We start from the raw sequence: 15,252 nt of genomic DNA on the forward strand, positions 1-15,252 counted from the left end.
TTTCACGCGAGCAGGTCGGTCGCCGCCGCGGTCGCGTGGGCCAGGACGACCTTGAGCGGGACGCCGGTCGCCGCCGCCACCGCGAGGACGTCGTCGTGCTCGGGCTGGGCGTTGACCACCCGGCCGTCCAGGTGGGCCAGCTTGACCCGCACCGGGTGCCCGTCGACGTCCACGGTCGTCTCGGTCCGCGAGAGCGCGGTCTTGCCCACCGGGACGACCCGCAGGCCGATCGCGCTGGTCTCGGTGAAGACGGTGCGCTCGAGCTCAGCCTGCACGGCAGAGTCGTTCGGGCACAGCACGTGCAGCGTGTGCGCCGGGCGCCCCTTCTTCATCAGGATCGGGGTGAGCCAGGCGTCGGAGGCGCCGGCGTCGAGCAGCCGGGCGAGCACCTGCGGCCACACCCGCGGGTCCAGGTCGTCGACGTTCGTCTCGAGCACCACGGCAACACTGCTCACGGACCCGCTGTCACCGCGCACCAACCGCAGCGCGCCGTGCCGGCCGGGGAGCACCCGTGAGCCGGCACCGGCGCCGGTGCCGGTCACCGCCATCGCGGGCATCGGGCCGTACCCGTCCGCCAACGTGGTGAGCAGGGCCGCGCCCGTGGGGGTGCAGAGCTCGACGTCCACCGGGCCGCCGTGGGCCGGCGCACCCGCCCCGGTGAGCAGGTGCAGCACCGCCGGCACCGGAACCGGGATCTCGCCGTGCGCGCTGCGCGCCGTCCCACCGCCGAGTGCGATCGGACCCACCGTGACCCGGTCGCCGAGCCAGCCGAACCCCGCGCACACCCCGACGACGTCCCCGATCGCGTCGTGCGCGCCGACCTCGTGGAAGTGCACGTCGTCCGCGCCGGTGCCGTGCACCCGGCCCTCGGCCTCGGCCAGCCGGGCGAACGCCGCGTGCGCGGTGGCACGCACCGCGTCGTCGAGGTCGGCGCCGTCCAGCAGTTCGCGGACGTCGGCCCAGGTGCGGTGCGGGACGTCGTCCTCGACCCCGCGCACGTGCGCGCGACCGACCGCGAAGCCGTGCCGCACCTCGCGGTCGAACGTGATCTCGACGGGCGCGACGGCCCGGGCGGCGTCGGCCATCACCTCGGCCGGGACGCCCAGGTCGTGCAGCGCGGCGAGCAGCATGTCGCCGCTGGCGCCGGACGAGGCGTCGACCCAGACGTCTCCCATCAGACGGCGTCCCGGGGCCGCGCGCGCCGGGCGATCCGGGCCGCGTGCACGCCGGCGCCGTAGCCGTTGTCGACGTTCACCACGGCGATCCCGGGCGCGCAGGAGTTGAGCATGGCCAGGAGCGCGGCCAGGCCGCCGGCGCCGGTGCCGTAGCCGATGGAGGTGGGGACGGCCACGAGCGGGACGCCGGTCAACCCGCCGACCACGCTCGGCAGGGCGCCCTCCATGCCCGCGACGACGATGAGCGCGTCGGCGTCGTCCAGCCGGTCCCGGACCGCGAGCAGCCGGTGCAGCCCGGCCACGCCCACGTCGTCCACCCGCTCGGCGCTCGTGCCGTGCACCCGCGCGGTGATCATCGCCTCGGCGGCGACCGGGGCGTCGGACGTGCCCGCGGCGACCACCAGGACCCGCCCGCTCGGCGTGGGCAGCGGGCCGAGGACGGCGGTGCGCGAGACGTCGTCGACGTCCGCGTCCGGCAGGGCGAGCCGGATCGCGTCGCGCGCCTCGCCGTCCAGCCGGGTGGCGAGGATGGCGCGCTCGGGGTGGCTGGCGTGCAGCGTGGTCAGGGCCCCGACGATCTGCTCCGGCGTCTTGCCCTGGCCGAACACGACCTCGGGGTCGCCCGTGCGGCGGGCGCGGTCGACGTCCAGGCGCGCGAAACCGACGTCGACGTAGCCGACGCCTGCGGTGGGGGCGTCCTCGTGGGGCGGGTGCTCGGGCACAGGCAGAGGGTACGTGGCGCGCCGCTGCCGCGTAGGCTCCGGGGCGTGCTCGCCCTCCCCCTCGCTGCTGACGCCGTGCTCGATCCCGCCCCGACCAGCTGGGTCGCGGTGGCGGCTGCGGTCGTCGCGGTGCTGGCGCTGCTCATCGCGATCGGGGCGCAGCTGCGGCTGAGCCGGATCAAGCGGGGGCTTCGCGTGCTGCGCGGGCACTCCGGCGAGGGCGACGTGCTCGAGGTCGCCACCAAGCACGCCGCCGAGGTGAGCCTGCTGCGCGAGCAGGTCGAGCGTCAGCAGGCCGAGCTCGCCCGGATCAGCACGGACGTCGCCGCCAGCCTGCGGCACGTCGCCGTCGTCCGCTTCGACGCCTTCGGCGACATGGGCGGGCGGATGTCGTTCTCCGCTGCTGTCGTGGACGACGCCGGCGACGGGCTCGTCATCACGGCGATCCACGGTCGCGGCGAGACGCGCTCCTACGCGAAGGGGCTGGTGGGCGGGGCGTCCGAGCACACGCTGAGCCCCGAGGAGCAGCAGGCGGTCGACGCTGCGCGCACCGAGAAGACCGAGAAGCAGGGGTCCGACAAGAAGGCCCGCCGATGACCGCCGTGCCGGCCGGGGCCGAGTACGGCTACCTCGGTCCCGCGGGCACGTTTACCGAGGCGGCGCTGCTGCAGGTGCTCCCCGAGGACGCGGTGGCCCGACCCATGCCGAGCGTGGACGCCGCCCTGGCCGCGGTGCGCTCCGGCGACCTCGCCGCCGCCGTGGTGCCGATCGAGAACTCCGTCGAGGGTGGGGTCAGCGCGACGCTGGACGCGCTCGCGAACGGGTCCGCGCTGCGGGTCACCCGCGAGATGCTCGTGCCGGTCACCTTCGTGCTGGCCGCGCGCGCTGGGACGGCGCTCGCCGACGTCCGGCGGGTCGCCTCGCACCCGCACGGGTGGGCGCAGTGCCGTGGCTGGGTGGGCTCGCACCTGCCCGAGGCCGTGTACGTGCCGGCGCTGTCCACGGCCGGGGCCGCGGAGGGATTGGCCGTCGACCCGGACGCCCCGTACGACGCGGCGCTGTGCGCACCCCTGGCGGCGCAACGGTTCGGGCTCTCGGTGCTGGCCACCGACGTCGGCGACAACGCCGCCGCGGTGACCCGCTTCGTCCTGGTGCAGCGGCCCGGGGCGGTGGCGGCGCCGACCGGCGCGGACAAGACGTCGCTCGTGGTGTTCCAGCGCGACGACCACCCCGGTGGCCTGCTGGAGATGCTGGAGCAGTTCGCGACGCGGGGGATCAACCTGTCCCGCATCGAGTCCCGGCCGACCGGGGAGTCGTTGGGGCAGTACTGCTTCTCGATCGACTGCGAGGGCCACATCGGCGAGGCGCGGGTCGGCGAGGCGCTGATGGGACTGCACCGGACCTGCCGCGAGGTCCGCTGGCTCGGGTCCTACCCGCGGGCCGACGCCAAGGCCATCACCGTCACGGTCTCGACCACCGACCAGGCCTTCGGCGACGCCGGCGACTGGCTCACCCGGCTCCGTTCCGGCGAGGCCTGACGCAAGGGTGGGGGTTAGGCGCGCTGCAGGGCCCGGCGTGCGATGAGCATGCAGATCAGCCCGTTCAGCATCCCGAAGGTCACGTCGGACGGGTGGTGCATGCCGCGGTAGAGCCGGGCCGTCGCCACCGCGAACGGGATGATCGCGAAGCCGACCCCGAACAGCACCCGCAGCCACCGCCGCTCGAACTGCGTCGCGCAGATGATGGCGAGCCCGAAGTACAGGGCGGACGACGCGCCGGTGTGCCCCGAGGGGAAGGACGACGTCGGGGGCGACTCGTCAAGCTTGGGGACGTCGGGGCGCTTGCGGTCGATCATGATCGTCACCAGCAGGAACACCAGCGCCTGCATCGAGACACCGACGATCAGCGCCACCGGCTCACGCAGCCGCCCGCTGAGCCGCCAGATGATGAACGCCGAGACGAACATCCCGATGATGATCGTGCTGGTGTTGCCCAGGTGCGAGACGACGAGCGTGATGTCGTTCCAGCCCGGCGTCCGGTGCGAGGCGAACCAGCGGTTGACGCCGTCCTCCCCCGAGATCGAGTCCTTCAGCTGGTGGCCGACGAGGTAGCCGACCCCGCAGAGGATGACGAACCAGCCGGCCACCGGCAGCAGCACCTGGAGGGCGAGCACGGAGGCCAGCCGCCCGGCCGGGGGCAGCGAGCCGTCCGCCGGCTCGAGCCGGGGGTTGCGCGAACGCGTCGTCCCGGGGTCGACGAGTCCGGTCATGGGGGTGCTCCTTCAGTCGGTCTGATCTTCGACGGCGCGCTCGGCGCCGCGCAGGGCACGCTGCCGCAGAATCGGCCCGAACGCGACCCAGGACGACGCCACGACCAGCCCGCCGACCAGGAACCCGGCGAGGACGTCGCTCGGGAAGTGCACGCCGAGCAGCAGCCGGTCGAAGCCGGTCGCCAGCACCAGCAGGGCGGCGACGGCCAGCAGGGCCGCCCGCCGGCGGCGCTTCTCGGCCGGTCGCCACAGCAGCACCACCAGCAGCGTGCAGCCGAGCATCGCGTTCAGCGCGTGCCCGGACGGGAAGCTGTACCCGCTCGCGGACGACACCGGGTGGTCGAGCACCGGCCGGGCCCGGGAGACGCCCAGCTTGATCAGCGCGCCGAGCAGCGTGCCGACGAGCATGGTGATCGCCGCCCACAGGGCCGCGGTCCGGGCGTCGCGGCGCCACAGCCAGATCGCGGCGAGCAGCACCGCGAACCGGAAGACGAAGGGGTGCAGCACGTAGCCGCCGATGTCCGCGGCATCGGCCAGCCACTCGTGCCGCAGCGCCCAGCCGGTCGTCGTCGTGACCACCCGCTGGTCGAACCGGACGACGGGTCCCGACGAGTCGCGCACGAGCAGGGCCAGCACGGTCACCAGGACGGCGCTCACGGCCATCGCCACCACCCCGGCGAGCAGTCGCGGCCGGGCCCGGCGGGTGTCGACCTCGACCGGGCTGGAGCTGCCGGCGTCGCCGGGACGACCAGCGGTCACGAGGAGAGGACCCGGTCCGCGGGCAGCCGGATCACCAGGGCACCCGGGTCGACCCGGGCCCGCAGCGCCCGCACCTGGCCGACGACGTCGCCGTCCAGCTGCGCCTCGGTCGGCCGGTCCACCCGCACCGAGATCTCGTGGCAGCGCATCCGCTCCACCCGGTGGTGGCCGCGGCGGGTGAGCACCCGGACCGCGACGGTCGCCCAGCTGACCAGCCCCTTGGGGGTCAACGTGACCGCGTCGAGCCACCCGTCGTCCACCTCGGCGTCCGGGATGAGCCGGATGCCGCCGGTCAGGGTCCCGCAGTTGCCGACCAGCAGGGTGCTGACCCGGCGGCTGAACTCGGGCTGGTCGTCGCGCACGATCGTCGCCTTGGCGCGCGGCGCCCGCAGGTGCTTGGCGCCCGAGACGGCGTAGGCGAGCCAGCCCACCTTGGCCTTCAGCTTCTCCGGCGCACCGGCCATCATCTGGGCGTCGAAGCCGAGCCCGGCCATGACCAGGAAGACCAGGGTCTGCGGGCGCTCGTCCTCACCGGACGGGTCGAACTCGACCAGCCCGACGTCGATCGCGTGGTCCTGGCCGGTCAGCGCCACGGCGAGCGCGTCGTCGATGCTGGACAGCGGCAGGTCGAGGTTGCGGGCCAGCAGGTTGCCGGTGCCACCGGGCAGCAGCCCGAGCGGCACCCCGGTGTGCACGAGGGCCTCGGCGACCTCCCGCACCGTGCCGTCGCCGCCGAGTGGGCAGACCAGGTCGACGCCGGCGTCCAGGGCCTGCCTCGCCTGGCCCTTGCCGTGGTCGTCCTCGGTCGTCTCCAGGAACATCGGGTCGGCCCACCCGTGCGTCCGGCAGACCCGCCTGACCTGGCTGCGCACGGCGTCCAGGTCGGAGAACTTGGTGGGGTTGATGATGATCGCGGCCTGCCGGATCGACCCGTCGTCCGGCGTGCTCGGCTCGAGCTCCTGCACCCGCGCGCGGTAGCGGTACAGCTGCACCGCGAGGCCGGTGAACGCGACGACGATCACGACGGCCGCGATGGCCAGGGCGATCGGGTGGACGGTCATGGTGCGCCAACATATCGGTGAGGTCGGCCATGCCGCGCGGGATAGGCTCGAGCGCGTGATCGATCTCAAGGTCCTCCGTGACGACCCCGACGCTGCTCGGGCCAGCCAGCGCGCCCGTGGCGAGGACGTCGAGCTGGTCGACGCCGTGCTGGCCGCCGACGAGGAGCGTCGCAGCAGCCTGGCCGAGTTCGAGCGGGCCCGAGCCGAGCAGAAGAGCTTCGGCAAGCAGGTGTCCACCGCCGCCAAGGAGGACAAGCCCGCGCTGATCGCCCACGCCAAGACCCTCAGCGAGCGGGTCAAGGAGCTCGAGCAGCAGTCGGCCACCGCCGCCGACCACCTGAGCGGGCTGGTCCGCCGGGTCGGCAACCTGATCGAGCCCGGGGTGCCGTCGGGCGGCGAGGACGACTTCGCGCTGCTGCACGAGGTCGGCGCCGCCCGCGACTTCGCCGCCGAGGGCTTCGAGCCGCGCGACCACGTCGAGCTCGGCGAGCTGCTCGGTGCCATCGACATCGCCCGTGGCGCCAAGGTCGGCGGCTCGCGCTTCTACTTCCTCACCGGCCAGGGCGCGCGGCTCGAGCTCGGCCTGCTCAACCTGGCGATGAGCCGGGCGATCGAGGCCGGCTTCAGCCCGATGATCGTGCCGACGCTGGTCAAGCCGGACGTCATGGCCGGTGCCGGGTTCCTGGACGCGCACGCCAGCGAGGTCTACCGGCTCGCGGACGACGACCTGTACCTCACCGGGACGTCGGAGGTCGCGCTCGCCGGGTACCACGCCGACGAGATCGTCGACCTGAGCGACGGCCCGATCCGGTACGCCGGCTGGTCGACCTGCTACCGCCGTGAGGCGGGCTCGCACGGCAAGGACACCCGCGGCATCATCCGGGTGCACCAGTTCCAGAAGATCGAGCTGTTCAGCTACTGCCCGGTCGAGGAGGCGGCCGCCGAGCACCAGCGGCTGCTGGCCTTCGAGCGCAGCCTGCTGGACGCCGTCGAGCTGCCCTACCGGGTGATCGACGTCGCCGCCGGCGACCTCGGCGGCCCCGCGGCCCGCAAGTACGACTGCGAGGCCTGGGTGCCGACCCAGGGCCGCTACCGCGAGCTGACCTCGACGTCCAACTGCACGACGTACCAGGCCCGCCGGCTCGGCACCCGCGAGCGCGACCCGGAGCGGGACGGCGCGACCCGGCCGGTCGCGACGCTCAACGGCACCGCGGCCACCACCCGGTGGTTGGTCGCGATCCTGGAGAACCACCAGCAGGCCGACGGCTCGGTCGTGGTCCCGCCGGCCCTGCGTCCCTTCGTCGGGCTGGACGTGCTCGAGCCGGTCCGGCGCGCGTGAGCGCTCCGACGCGGCCCCGCTGGCCGGTTGTCGCCCTCGACGTGGACGGCACGATCCTGGACCACGACGGCGGACTGACCGACCGGGTGCGGTCGGCGGTGCAGGCGGTGGCGGACTCCGGTCGCGAGGTGGTGCTGTCCACCGGGCGCTCGCTGATCGCCACCACCCCGGTGCTGGACCGGCTCAGCCTGACCCACGGGTACGCGGTGACCAGCAACGGCGCGGTGACGCTGCGGCTGGACCCGAGCCTGGACGACGGCTACGAGCTCGCCGACGTGGTCACCTTCGACCCGCGGGACGCGCTCACCCTGCTGCGCGAGCACCTGCCGCAGGCCGTCTACGCGGTCGAGGACCTGGGCACCGGCTTCCGGCTCACCGCACCGTTCCCGGACGGCGAGCTGATCGGCACCATGTCCATCGTGCCGTTCGAGGACCTCTTCGAGCGGCCGGCCACCCGGGTGGTGGTCCGCAGCCCCGAGCACACCCCCGAGGACTTCCTCGAGCTGGTGGAGCGCCTCGGGCTGCACGGCGGCAGCTACACCGTCGGCTGGACCGCCTGGCTGGACATCGCGCCCGAGGGCGTCAGCAAGGCGCACGGCCTGGCCTTCGCCGCGCAGTCCCTGGGGGTGGCCGCCGTCGACGTCCTCGCCGTGGGCGACGGTCGCAACGACCTCGAGATGTTCGCCTGGGCCGGCCGCTCGGTGGCCATGGGCCAGGCGCCGGCCGAGGTGCAGGACGCCGCCGACGAGGTGTGCGCCGACGTGTACGCGGACGGGCTCGCCGACGTCCTGGAACGCCTTGTCGCAGAGGGGAACTGAGCCGATGGCCGGATCGACGGACGAGCTGGACCTGGACGGCTGGGCGCAACGGGCCTGGGCCTGCCTCGAGATGCTGCACGTGCCCGGCTACTTCTCCGCCGAGTGCCGCACCCAGTACAAGGCGCTCGGCCTGCACCCCGGGCTGGCGTACTTCCCGGTGCGGGCCGCCGCGATGGGGCCGGTGCCGGCCGAGGTCGTCGAAGCCACGTTCTACGTGTTCGCGCCGCGCCGGGTCCGGATGATCGTGCCCGAGTGCTGGCAGCAGGCGTCGCCCGAGCAGGTGCTCGCCGCCCGGCACGAGGGCGTGCAGCAGACCTTGCACGCGATCCTGGACGAGACGCTCGCCGCCGCCCCCGAGGGCGCGCTGGACGAGGCGGTCGCGCTGGTCCGGCAGGCCTGCGAGGGACTGACCGCACCCGGCCGGCCGCTGTACGCCGGGCACGCGTCGCTGCCCTGGCCGGACGACCCGCTGCTGCAGCTCTGGCACGCCGCCACCCTGCTGCGCGAGCACCGCGGGGACGGCCACGTCGCCGCCCTGCTGACCGCGGGGCTGAGCCCGCTCGATGCCATGTGGACGTACGGGCTGGCTGACACGGGCGGGCCGACGCTGCACTTCCTGCAGCAGAGCCGGGGCTGGACCGAGGCCGAGTGGCAGGAGTCCGCCGACCGGCTCATGGAGCAGGACCTGATCGGGAACGCCGACGGTGCCGGTGAGGCCGCAGGCGGCGTGCAGGGCAGCGGTCTGGAGCTCACCGCATCCGGCCGCGAGCTGCGCACCGAGCTGGAGGAGACCACCCAGCTGTCCGCGCTGGACGGCTGGGCCCACCTCGGGCTGGACGGCACTCGACGCCTCGCCGAGCTGCTGAACCCGTTGCGCCGCAGCGTGATCGCGTCCGGCGTGCTGGCACCGACCCGCGCGACCGCGGCCTGAGCCAGCAGGGCCTGAGCTAGACCGGCCGAGCGGTCTGCTCGACGGCGTCGCGGACGACGTCCGCCATCGTGACGTCCCCCGACAGCGCGCCGCGGTGAAGCACCGTGCGCTGCCGCACCGCGCCCGGCCCGCGGTGCAGGAGGTCGGCGACACCGTCCTGCACCTCGTCCAGATCTCCGCTGTCCGCCAACGCCGGCCGGACGTGCTCGACCAGGGAGGCGACGACCTCGCTGGCCCGACGCGGTCGCCAGGTGCCGGGGTCGACGAGGTTCTCGTCCAGTCCGGAGCGCCCGGCCCGCCAGGAGGCCAGGCGCAGCAATGCCGTCGGGACGTCGTCCGGTGGCCGCCCGTCCCGCCAGTCGCGGACGGCGGTCTCGACCAGCGCCCGGCACAGCGCCGCGACCAGCACCGTGTCCTGCGCCAGCAGGCACACGTCGGCCACCCGCACCTCGACCGTCGGGTACTGCGCGGACAGCCGCGCGTCGAAGTAGAGCATCCCGGCATCCAGCGGCACGTCCGTGGCCAGGTGCTCGGCGACCAGGCGGTGGTAGGCGTCCGCGGATCCCAACAGCTCCAACGGTCCTGCGGTCGGCCACCGGTTCCACAGCTGCGACCGGAAGCTCCCGTAGCCGGAGTCGACGCCGGACCAGAACGGCGAGTTCACGCTGAGTGCGATGAGCGTCGGCAGCCACACCCGGATCCGGTCCAGCGCGGCCACACCCTCGTCGTCCGACTCGACCCCGACGTGCACGTGCAACCCGCAGGTGAGCTGCTCGCTCTCGGTCAGCCCGAACCGTTCGGCCATGGTCAGGTAGCGCGCGGCCGGCGTCGTGCGGGGAGTTGTCGGCAGCGGGGACGTCGCCAGCGCGGCGATCTGCGCGCCTACTCTGCCAGCGGCTTCAGCGGCCCGGGCCCGGGCGGCGACCACGTCGTCGGCGAGCGCGGACAGGTCGGTCTGGGGGTGGGTGTCGACCTCGACCTGCTGCAGCTGGAGCTCGCCCTCGAGGGTGCCCCCCGGTGCGCCCGCCCCGTCGTCGCGGCCGTCCAACGCGACGACCGCCGCGGCGAGGGCCAGGGCCTGGCCGGTTTCGGGGTCGACGACGAGCAGCTCCTCCTCCACCCCGACCGTGCGCATGCGTCGAAGTGTGGCGTGCCTACTGCTCCGGGGCGACTTCGAACCAGACCACCTTGCCCGCGACGTCGTCGGACACCCCCCAGGACGTGGAGAGCAGGTCGAGGATGTCCAGGCCGCGGCCGTCCAGCGCGTCGTCCTGGCGCTCGGCCCGCAGCGGGTGCCGGGAGTTGTCGTCGCCGACCTCCACCCGGATCCGGTCGGTTCGCATGATCAGCCGGAGCCGGGCCTCGCTGCGGCCGTGGATGAACGCGTTCGTCACGGTCTCGCTGGTCAGCAGGACGACCGTCTCGGTCGTGGCGATCAGGTACCCGGCCTGCCGGCAGTGCTGCTGGACGAACGAGCGAGCGCGACGGACGGCCCCGACGTCCGGCGGCAGCACCAGGGACACGTCCGAGCGACGGGCCGGCGTCGGAGCCCGGAGCTCGCTGTCCGCGCGGTCCGCGCGGTCGTCGGGGGCGTCCACCGCGGACCGGACGAACGTCGGCAGCTCCCCCGAGTCGTCCACCGGGTTGCAGCGGATCGCCAGCAGCGCGACGTCGTCCTCGGCGTCCGTGGGCAGCTCGCCCAGCAGCGCGTCGCACAGCGAGCCCAGCGGCAGGTTGGCGAGGGCCTGCACCCGGTGCCGCAGCCACTCCAGCCCCTGGGTCAGGGACTCGCCGCGCCGCTCCACCAGGCCGTCGGTGTACAGCAGCAACGTCATCCCCGGCTCCATCACGAGCCGGTGGTCGGTGCGCGCGGTCCCGGGCAGCAGGCCCAGCAGCAGCTCGGGCTCACTGACCAGCAGCTCGCCCTGCCCGTCCGCCGTCAACAGGATCGGTGGCGGGTGCCCCGCGTTCGACCAGCGCAGCGACCGCGTCACCGTCGTCCGGTCGCCCTCGACCTCGGCCTGCAGGTCCCGCTCGACCCGAGCCAGCACCGCGGTGGCCAGCGCGTCGACGTCCAGGTCCCGCAGCGCGTGGTCCAGACCCGTGAGCACCTCGGCCGGCGAGCCGTCCAGGCTGTGGGCCACCCCGCGCAGGACACCGCGCACCTGGGCCATCGAGGCGGTGGCCAGCCGGTCGTGCCCGGCGACGTCCCCGATCACCAGCATCGTGTCGCCGTCCGGCAGCGCGAAGGAGTCGTACCAGTCCCCGCCCACGTAGGCCTCGCGGGCCGCCGGCAGGTAGCGGGCGACCAGCTGCAGGTGCGCGGGCTGCGCCGGGTCGGTGAGCAGGCTGCGCTGCAGCGACTCCGACAGCAGTCGGGACGACATCGTCGCCTCCCGCTCGGCCTGGCGCGCCTGGATCCGTTGCAGCGCCTGGGCGCACTGGGCCGCGAACGCCGCCAGCAGCTCCTTCTCGTCGAGGGTGAAGGCGCGGGGCTCCACCCAGCTGACGGTCAGTGACCCGAGCAGCCGACCCTCGGCCAGCAGCGGCAGGGAGGCCCACGCGTCGCAGCCGGACGTCGCGTAGACGAGCTGCATCTCCTCGCCCCAGGCCAGTCCCTCGTCCCGGTTGCCCAGGTAGATCGGCTCCGGCACCACTGCGGCCACCACCGACGGCAGACGGGTCGACGTCGGCATCTCCTGGCGCAGCCGCTGACCCTCGCGGCGGGTGTCCGTGATGGTCAGCCGCACCACCTGGTCCTGGTCGTCGCGCACCGCCACACCGCCGCCGTCGCAGCCCATCGCCGCGACGCCGCGGACCACGATGAGGTCGGTGAGCTCCTCGACGGAGTCCGCCGCGGCCAGCTCGAGGGCGACGAACGCGAGGCCCTGCAGCCGCCGTCCGACCTGGGCCTCCGCCGCGCTGAGGACGGCCATCTCGCGCTGCTGGACCACCAGGTCCGACTCCAGCCGCTGCGCGTGCTCCAGGAGCTCGACCTCGCGGCGCTCGTGCACCCGGCGCCGCTCCTCGTCGTGCACCGTGGCGGTCACGTCCGCGACGGTGCTGAGGACCAACCGGGTGTCCTTCGTGTCCTCGAGCGGCGAGTTCGTGACCGACCACCAGCGCTCGACGAAGGTCCCCGAGTCGGCGGGCAGCTCGATGTCGTGCCGCATGCGGGGGACGACGTGCGTCGCTCCGCTGTGCAGGGCGCGGGCGACGGAGTCGGTCAGCGGGCCGCCGGGGCCGACGACGCCGGGCTGGTCCGGGTTGGTGGGGAAGCTGTCCGCCACCGGACGGCCGACCAGCTGGTCGCGGCTGCGCCCGGTGAGCGCCAGCAACGCGTCGCTGACGGCGACGACCACGAGCTGCTCGTCCAGCAGCCAGCAGGGCAGCGGGACCGCAGCCAGGACGGCCCGGTAGTCGAGGACGGCATGCTCGTCCGCCACGGCCCTCCCTCCGCAGTCCTTGGCTGCCGCCATTGGCCGCCCATCGATCCCCGCACCCTGCGTGCGTCCCCAGAGTCTCCACCAGGATGCGCTCCGAACGCGACGCATCGGACATGTCGCCGCCAATTCCACCCCATCGGGCCTGTCCGCCTGGAGGGACGCGCCTTCCGTGCTCGCGCTCTGAGTGGCAGGGTCCGGCCTGGGGGGCTAGGTATGAACCTCACGACCCCGCACGCGACTCGAGGAGGAACCCATGAGCGACGACACCCAGGACCCGACCACGGAAGGCCCCGCCGACGGCGGTGCCAGCGGCACGCCCGGCCAGCACGACGGTGGTGCTGACGGTGGCGCGGATGGCGGTGCTGACGGTGGCGCTGACGGCGGTGCTGACGGTGGCGCCGATGGCGGTGCTGACGGTGGCGCCGATGGCGGTGCTGACGGTGGCGCTGACGGCGGCGCTGACGGTGGTGCTGACGGTGGTGCTGACGGTGGCGCTGACGGTGGCGCCGATGGCGGTGCTGACGGCAGCGCCTGAGTGCAACCCGCTCCGCCGGCGCAGGTGCCCGGGCTGACGCCCGGGCACCTCGCCCTGCCACGGTTGGTGTCCGCCGACCCGGACGCCTTCGCCCGCGAGGTCTGGGGTCACGAGGCCTGGCTCAGCCAGGCGGCTGACCTGCCCGGCGACGTCCACGACCTGCTGGACGCCGACGCCGTCGACGAGCTGGTCTCGTCGCGCGGGCTGCGCACCCCGTTCCTGCGGGTCGCCAAGAACGGCAGCACCCTGCCCGACCGGTCCTTCACCGCCGGCGGCGGCATCGGCGCCGCCGTGGGCGACCAGATCAGCGACGACAAGCTGCTGCGGCTGTTCGCGGACGGCGCGACGCTCGTCCTGCAGGGCCTGCACCGCACCTGGCCGCCGCTGGTCGCGTTCTGCCAGCAGCTCGCGGCCGAGCTCGGGCACCCGGTGCAGGCCAACGCGTACGTGACGCCGCCGCAGTCGCAGGGCTTCGACGACCACTACGACGTGCACGACGTGTTCGTCCTGCAGGTCGAGGGTGAGAAGCGCTGGCGGATCCACGCCCCGGTGCACGAGGCGCCGCTGCGCGACCAGCCCTGGACGGACCGCCGCCAGGACGTCGCCCGGGCCGCCGCCACCGAGCCGCTGCTCGACGTTGTCCTCACCCCCGGTGACTGCCTCTACCTGCCGCGCGGCTTCCTGCACGCGGCGACCGCGCTCGGCGCGGTCAGCACCCACCTCACGCTCGGGGTGCACACCTGGACCCGGCACTCGCTGGCGCAGCAGGTCCTGGACCAGGCCCTCGCCAGCCTCGCCGCCGACCCTCAGGTGCGGCACTCGCTCGCCCTGGGCGCGGACGTCGCGGACCCCACGGCCATCGCCGACGACCTCGAGCTGATCCGCGGACGCCTGCTGGACGCCGTCCGGGACGTTGACGCGGCCGCGGTGGCCCAACGGCTGGCGGCGCACCGGCTGGCCGCTCAGCGCGCCGCGCCGGTCGCACCCCTCGCCCAGCTGCGCGAGGCGGCAGCGCTGACCGACGACGCTCCTCTACCAGCCGGGCTCGCGCTCCGTGCGCACCTGCTGCCGCAGCTGGTCGACGAACCCGACGGCGGAGCGGTCCTGCGCAGCCGGGCCGGCGACGTCCGGCTCCAGGCCGACCAGGTGGACTCCGTGCGCGAGCTCCTCAAGACCGGGCGCGCCGACGACCTCGGGTCTGCCCTGGCCCGCACCCTGCTGCTCACCGGGATCCTCGTAGCGCCGAACCGATGACCGACACGACCTTCCGCTGCGCCGACGCCGCTCGCGACCGGGACGACCCGATGGTGGGGACGGCGGCCCCGGCGCGCCGCTGGCTGCTGATCGAGCACCCGGGGCCGTGGGCGCCGGAGGCGTTCGCGGAGTCCGGCATCGAGCGCGGCGTCCAGGAGCAGCTGCGCTCGGCGGCAGGGGCGTCCGGTGCCCGGATCCTGCTGGTGCGCCGTCCGGGGCGGGCGGACCCGCAGCGCGGTCCGCGGGCGTGGGCCGTGGTGGACCACGCGTCCGGCGTCCCCTCGGTGTGGGGCACGTGGACCGAGGACGGCGACCTGCTGGACGCTGCGCTCGCCCTGGATCCCGAGCGGGCGCCGGTCGGTCCGGTGCACGCCGCCGAGGAGCCCGTGCTGCTGGTGTGCACGCACGGCCGGCACGACACGTGCTGCGCGATCCGCGGTCGCCCGGTGGCGGCGGCGCTGGCGCAGCGCTGGCCGGACTGGACCTGGGAGTGCTCGCACGTCGGCGGCGACCGGTTCGCGGCCAACGTCGTGCTGCTCCCGGACGGCGCGTACTACGGCTACCTGGACGCCGAGTCCGCGGTGCGGGTGGTCGAGCAGCACCTGGCCGGCCGGGTCGATGCCGACTTCCTGCGGGGGCTGTCCACCGAGCCGCCGGTGGTGCAGGCCGCCGTCGTGGAAGCGTTGCGGCAGTGGGGTCCTGTCGGTGCTCGGACGTTCCGCTCGGTGCACCTGGAGGCGTTGGACGACGGCGGCTGGCGGGTCGAGCTGGCCGGGCAGCCGGGGGCCGGCGTGCCGGACCGGGTGGGCCTCACGGTGCGACGAGCGACCCGCGCCGCCGCGCAGCTCACCTGCCGCGCCGGCGGCCCGGCCGCCTCGACGACGTACGAGGTGGTGGACGCGCGGGTGCTCGGGCCGACCTCGCCGGATGCGGCAGGATGACC

Annotated in this window: 15 protein-coding genes; 8 read left to right on the forward strand and 7 right to left on the reverse strand. The window is 74.4% G+C overall.

Annotated features, from left to right (window positions below; all coding sequences use genetic code 11):
• Positions 1 to 2: 2 nt before the first annotated feature.
• Positions 3 to 1,175 (reverse strand): nickel pincer cofactor biosynthesis protein LarC, encoded by a 1,173-nt coding sequence (larC, locus tag ABEB17_RS07855; RefSeq protein ID WP_345716126.1) that lies wholly within the window; start codon positions 1,173 to 1,175, stop codon positions 3 to 5.
• Positions 1,175 to 1,897: a nickel pincer cofactor biosynthesis protein LarB gene (gene larB / locus ABEB17_RS07860; RefSeq protein ID WP_345716127.1), complete on the reverse strand. Its 723-nt coding sequence runs from the start codon at positions 1,895 to 1,897 to the stop codon at positions 1,175 to 1,177. Before larB ends, larC begins: the two co-directional genes overlap by 1 nt.
• Positions 1,898 to 1,942: 45 nt before the next feature.
• On the opposite strand from larB, the gene ABEB17_RS07865 reads away from it, so the two are divergent.
• The gene (locus tag ABEB17_RS07865; protein WP_345716128.1) at positions 1,943 to 2,494 is read left to right on the forward strand and encodes a DUF4446 family protein; all 552 of its coding nucleotides are present in this window, start codon (positions 1,943 to 1,945) and stop codon (positions 2,492 to 2,494) included.
• A complete protein-coding gene (gene pheA, locus ABEB17_RS07870; RefSeq protein ID WP_345716129.1) occupies positions 2,491 to 3,435 on the forward strand; it encodes a prephenate dehydratase in 945 nt (314 codons plus the stop codon). Before ABEB17_RS07865 ends, pheA begins: the two co-directional genes overlap by 4 nt.
• Before the next feature lie 14 nt (positions 3,436 to 3,449).
• On the opposite strand, the gene ABEB17_RS07875 is transcribed toward pheA, so the two are convergent.
• The 3 genes from ABEB17_RS07875 to ABEB17_RS07885 are packed head-to-tail and all read right to left on the reverse strand — an operon-like array spanning position 3,450 to position 5,986.
• On the reverse strand, positions 3,450 to 4,166 hold the full coding sequence (locus ABEB17_RS07875; RefSeq protein ID WP_345716130.1) for a phosphatase PAP2 family protein: 717 nt from the start codon (positions 4,164 to 4,166) through the stop codon (positions 3,450 to 3,452).
• A gap of 12 nt (positions 4,167 to 4,178) precedes the next feature.
• The gene (locus ABEB17_RS07880) at positions 4,179 to 4,925 is read right to left on the reverse strand and encodes a phosphatase PAP2 family protein (RefSeq protein ID WP_345716131.1); all 747 of its coding nucleotides are present in this window, start codon (positions 4,923 to 4,925) and stop codon (positions 4,179 to 4,181) included.
• Positions 4,922 to 5,986 (reverse strand): diacylglycerol/lipid kinase family protein, encoded by a 1,065-nt coding sequence (locus ABEB17_RS07885; RefSeq protein ID WP_345716132.1) that lies wholly within the window; start codon positions 5,984 to 5,986, stop codon positions 4,922 to 4,924. Before ABEB17_RS07885 ends, ABEB17_RS07880 begins: the two co-directional genes overlap by 4 nt.
• 55 nt (positions 5,987 to 6,041) lie before the next feature.
• Here ABEB17_RS07885 and serS point away from each other — a divergent pair, with 55 nt between their 5' ends.
• From serS to ABEB17_RS07900, 3 genes are read left to right on the forward strand one after another with little or no spacing between them, the layout of a single operon-like run.
• A complete protein-coding gene (gene serS / locus ABEB17_RS07890) occupies positions 6,042 to 7,325 on the forward strand; it encodes a serine--tRNA ligase (protein WP_345716133.1) in 1,284 nt (427 codons plus the stop codon).
• Positions 7,322 to 8,143 (forward strand): HAD family hydrolase, encoded by an 822-nt coding sequence (locus ABEB17_RS07895; protein WP_345716134.1) that lies wholly within the window; start codon positions 7,322 to 7,324, stop codon positions 8,141 to 8,143. Before serS ends, ABEB17_RS07895 begins: the two co-directional genes overlap by 4 nt.
• 4 nt (positions 8,144 to 8,147) lie before the next feature.
• Positions 8,148 to 9,074, forward strand: a complete 927-nt coding sequence (locus ABEB17_RS07900) for an SCO6745 family protein (RefSeq protein ID WP_345716135.1) — start codon at positions 8,148 to 8,150, stop codon at positions 9,072 to 9,074.
• Positions 9,075 to 9,090: 16 nt separating this feature from the next.
• Here ABEB17_RS07900 and ABEB17_RS07905 read toward each other — a convergent pair whose 3' ends face one another.
• Both ABEB17_RS07905 and ABEB17_RS07910 read right to left on the reverse strand, forming a co-directional pair.
• Entirely contained in the window at positions 9,091 to 10,209 is a 1,119-nt protein-coding gene (locus tag ABEB17_RS07905) for a carboxylate-amine ligase (RefSeq protein WP_345716136.1), read from the reverse strand.
• Positions 10,210 to 10,228: 19 nt separating this feature from the next.
• Complete coding sequence (locus ABEB17_RS07910; RefSeq protein WP_345716137.1) at positions 10,229 to 12,520, reverse strand: ATP-binding SpoIIE family protein phosphatase; 2,292 nt, start codon at positions 12,518 to 12,520, stop codon at positions 10,229 to 10,231.
• Between the two features lie 353 nt (positions 12,521 to 12,873).
• Here ABEB17_RS07910 and ABEB17_RS07915 point away from each other — a divergent pair, with 353 nt between their 5' ends.
• The 3 genes from ABEB17_RS07915 to ABEB17_RS07925 are packed head-to-tail and all read left to right on the forward strand — an operon-like array spanning position 12,874 to position 15,250.
• Positions 12,874 to 13,092, forward strand: coding sequence for a hypothetical protein (locus ABEB17_RS07915; protein WP_345716138.1), 219 nt, complete (start codon positions 12,874 to 12,876; stop codon positions 13,090 to 13,092).
• Positions 13,080 to 14,309 (forward strand): cupin domain-containing protein, encoded by a 1,230-nt coding sequence (locus tag ABEB17_RS07920; RefSeq protein WP_345716139.1) that lies wholly within the window; start codon positions 13,080 to 13,082, stop codon positions 14,307 to 14,309. Before ABEB17_RS07915 ends, ABEB17_RS07920 begins: the two co-directional genes overlap by 13 nt.
• Complete coding sequence (locus ABEB17_RS07925; protein ID WP_345716140.1) at positions 14,306 to 15,250, forward strand: ferredoxin family protein; 945 nt, start codon at positions 14,306 to 14,308, stop codon at positions 15,248 to 15,250. The genes ABEB17_RS07920 and ABEB17_RS07925 overlap by 4 nt, the downstream gene beginning before the upstream one ends.
• Positions 15,251 to 15,252 lie beyond the last annotated feature (2 nt).

Source organism: Angustibacter luteus (genome assembly GCF_039541115.1).
GTDB lineage: Bacteria > Actinomycetota > Actinomycetes > Actinomycetales > Angustibacteraceae > Angustibacter > Angustibacter luteus.

Coding starts and splice junctions, on each gene's coding strand:
- ABEB17_RS07915 (WP_345716138.1), top strand. CDS start 12,874: ATGGCGGTGCTGACGGTGGCGCTGACGGCGGTGCTGACGGTGGCGCCG.
- ABEB17_RS07905 (WP_345716136.1), bottom strand. CDS start 10,209: ATGCGCACGGTCGGGGTGGAGGAGGAGCTGCTCGTCGTCGACCCCGAA.
- larC (WP_345716126.1), bottom strand. CDS start 1,175: ATGGGAGACGTCTGGGTCGACGCCTCGTCCGGCGCCAGCGGCGACATG.
- ABEB17_RS07875 (WP_345716130.1), bottom strand. CDS start 4,166: ATGACCGGACTCGTCGACCCCGGGACGACGCGTTCGCGCAACCCCCGG.
- ABEB17_RS07925 (WP_345716140.1), top strand. CDS start 14,306: ATGACCGACACGACCTTCCGCTGCGCCGACGCCGCTCGCGACCGGGAC.
- pheA (WP_345716129.1), top strand. CDS start 2,491: ATGACCGCCGTGCCGGCCGGGGCCGAGTACGGCTACCTCGGTCCCGCG.
- ABEB17_RS07885 (WP_345716132.1), bottom strand. CDS start 5,986: ATGACCGTCCACCCGATCGCCCTGGCCATCGCGGCCGTCGTGATCGTC.
- ABEB17_RS07900 (WP_345716135.1), top strand. CDS start 8,148: ATGGCCGGATCGACGGACGAGCTGGACCTGGACGGCTGGGCGCAACGG.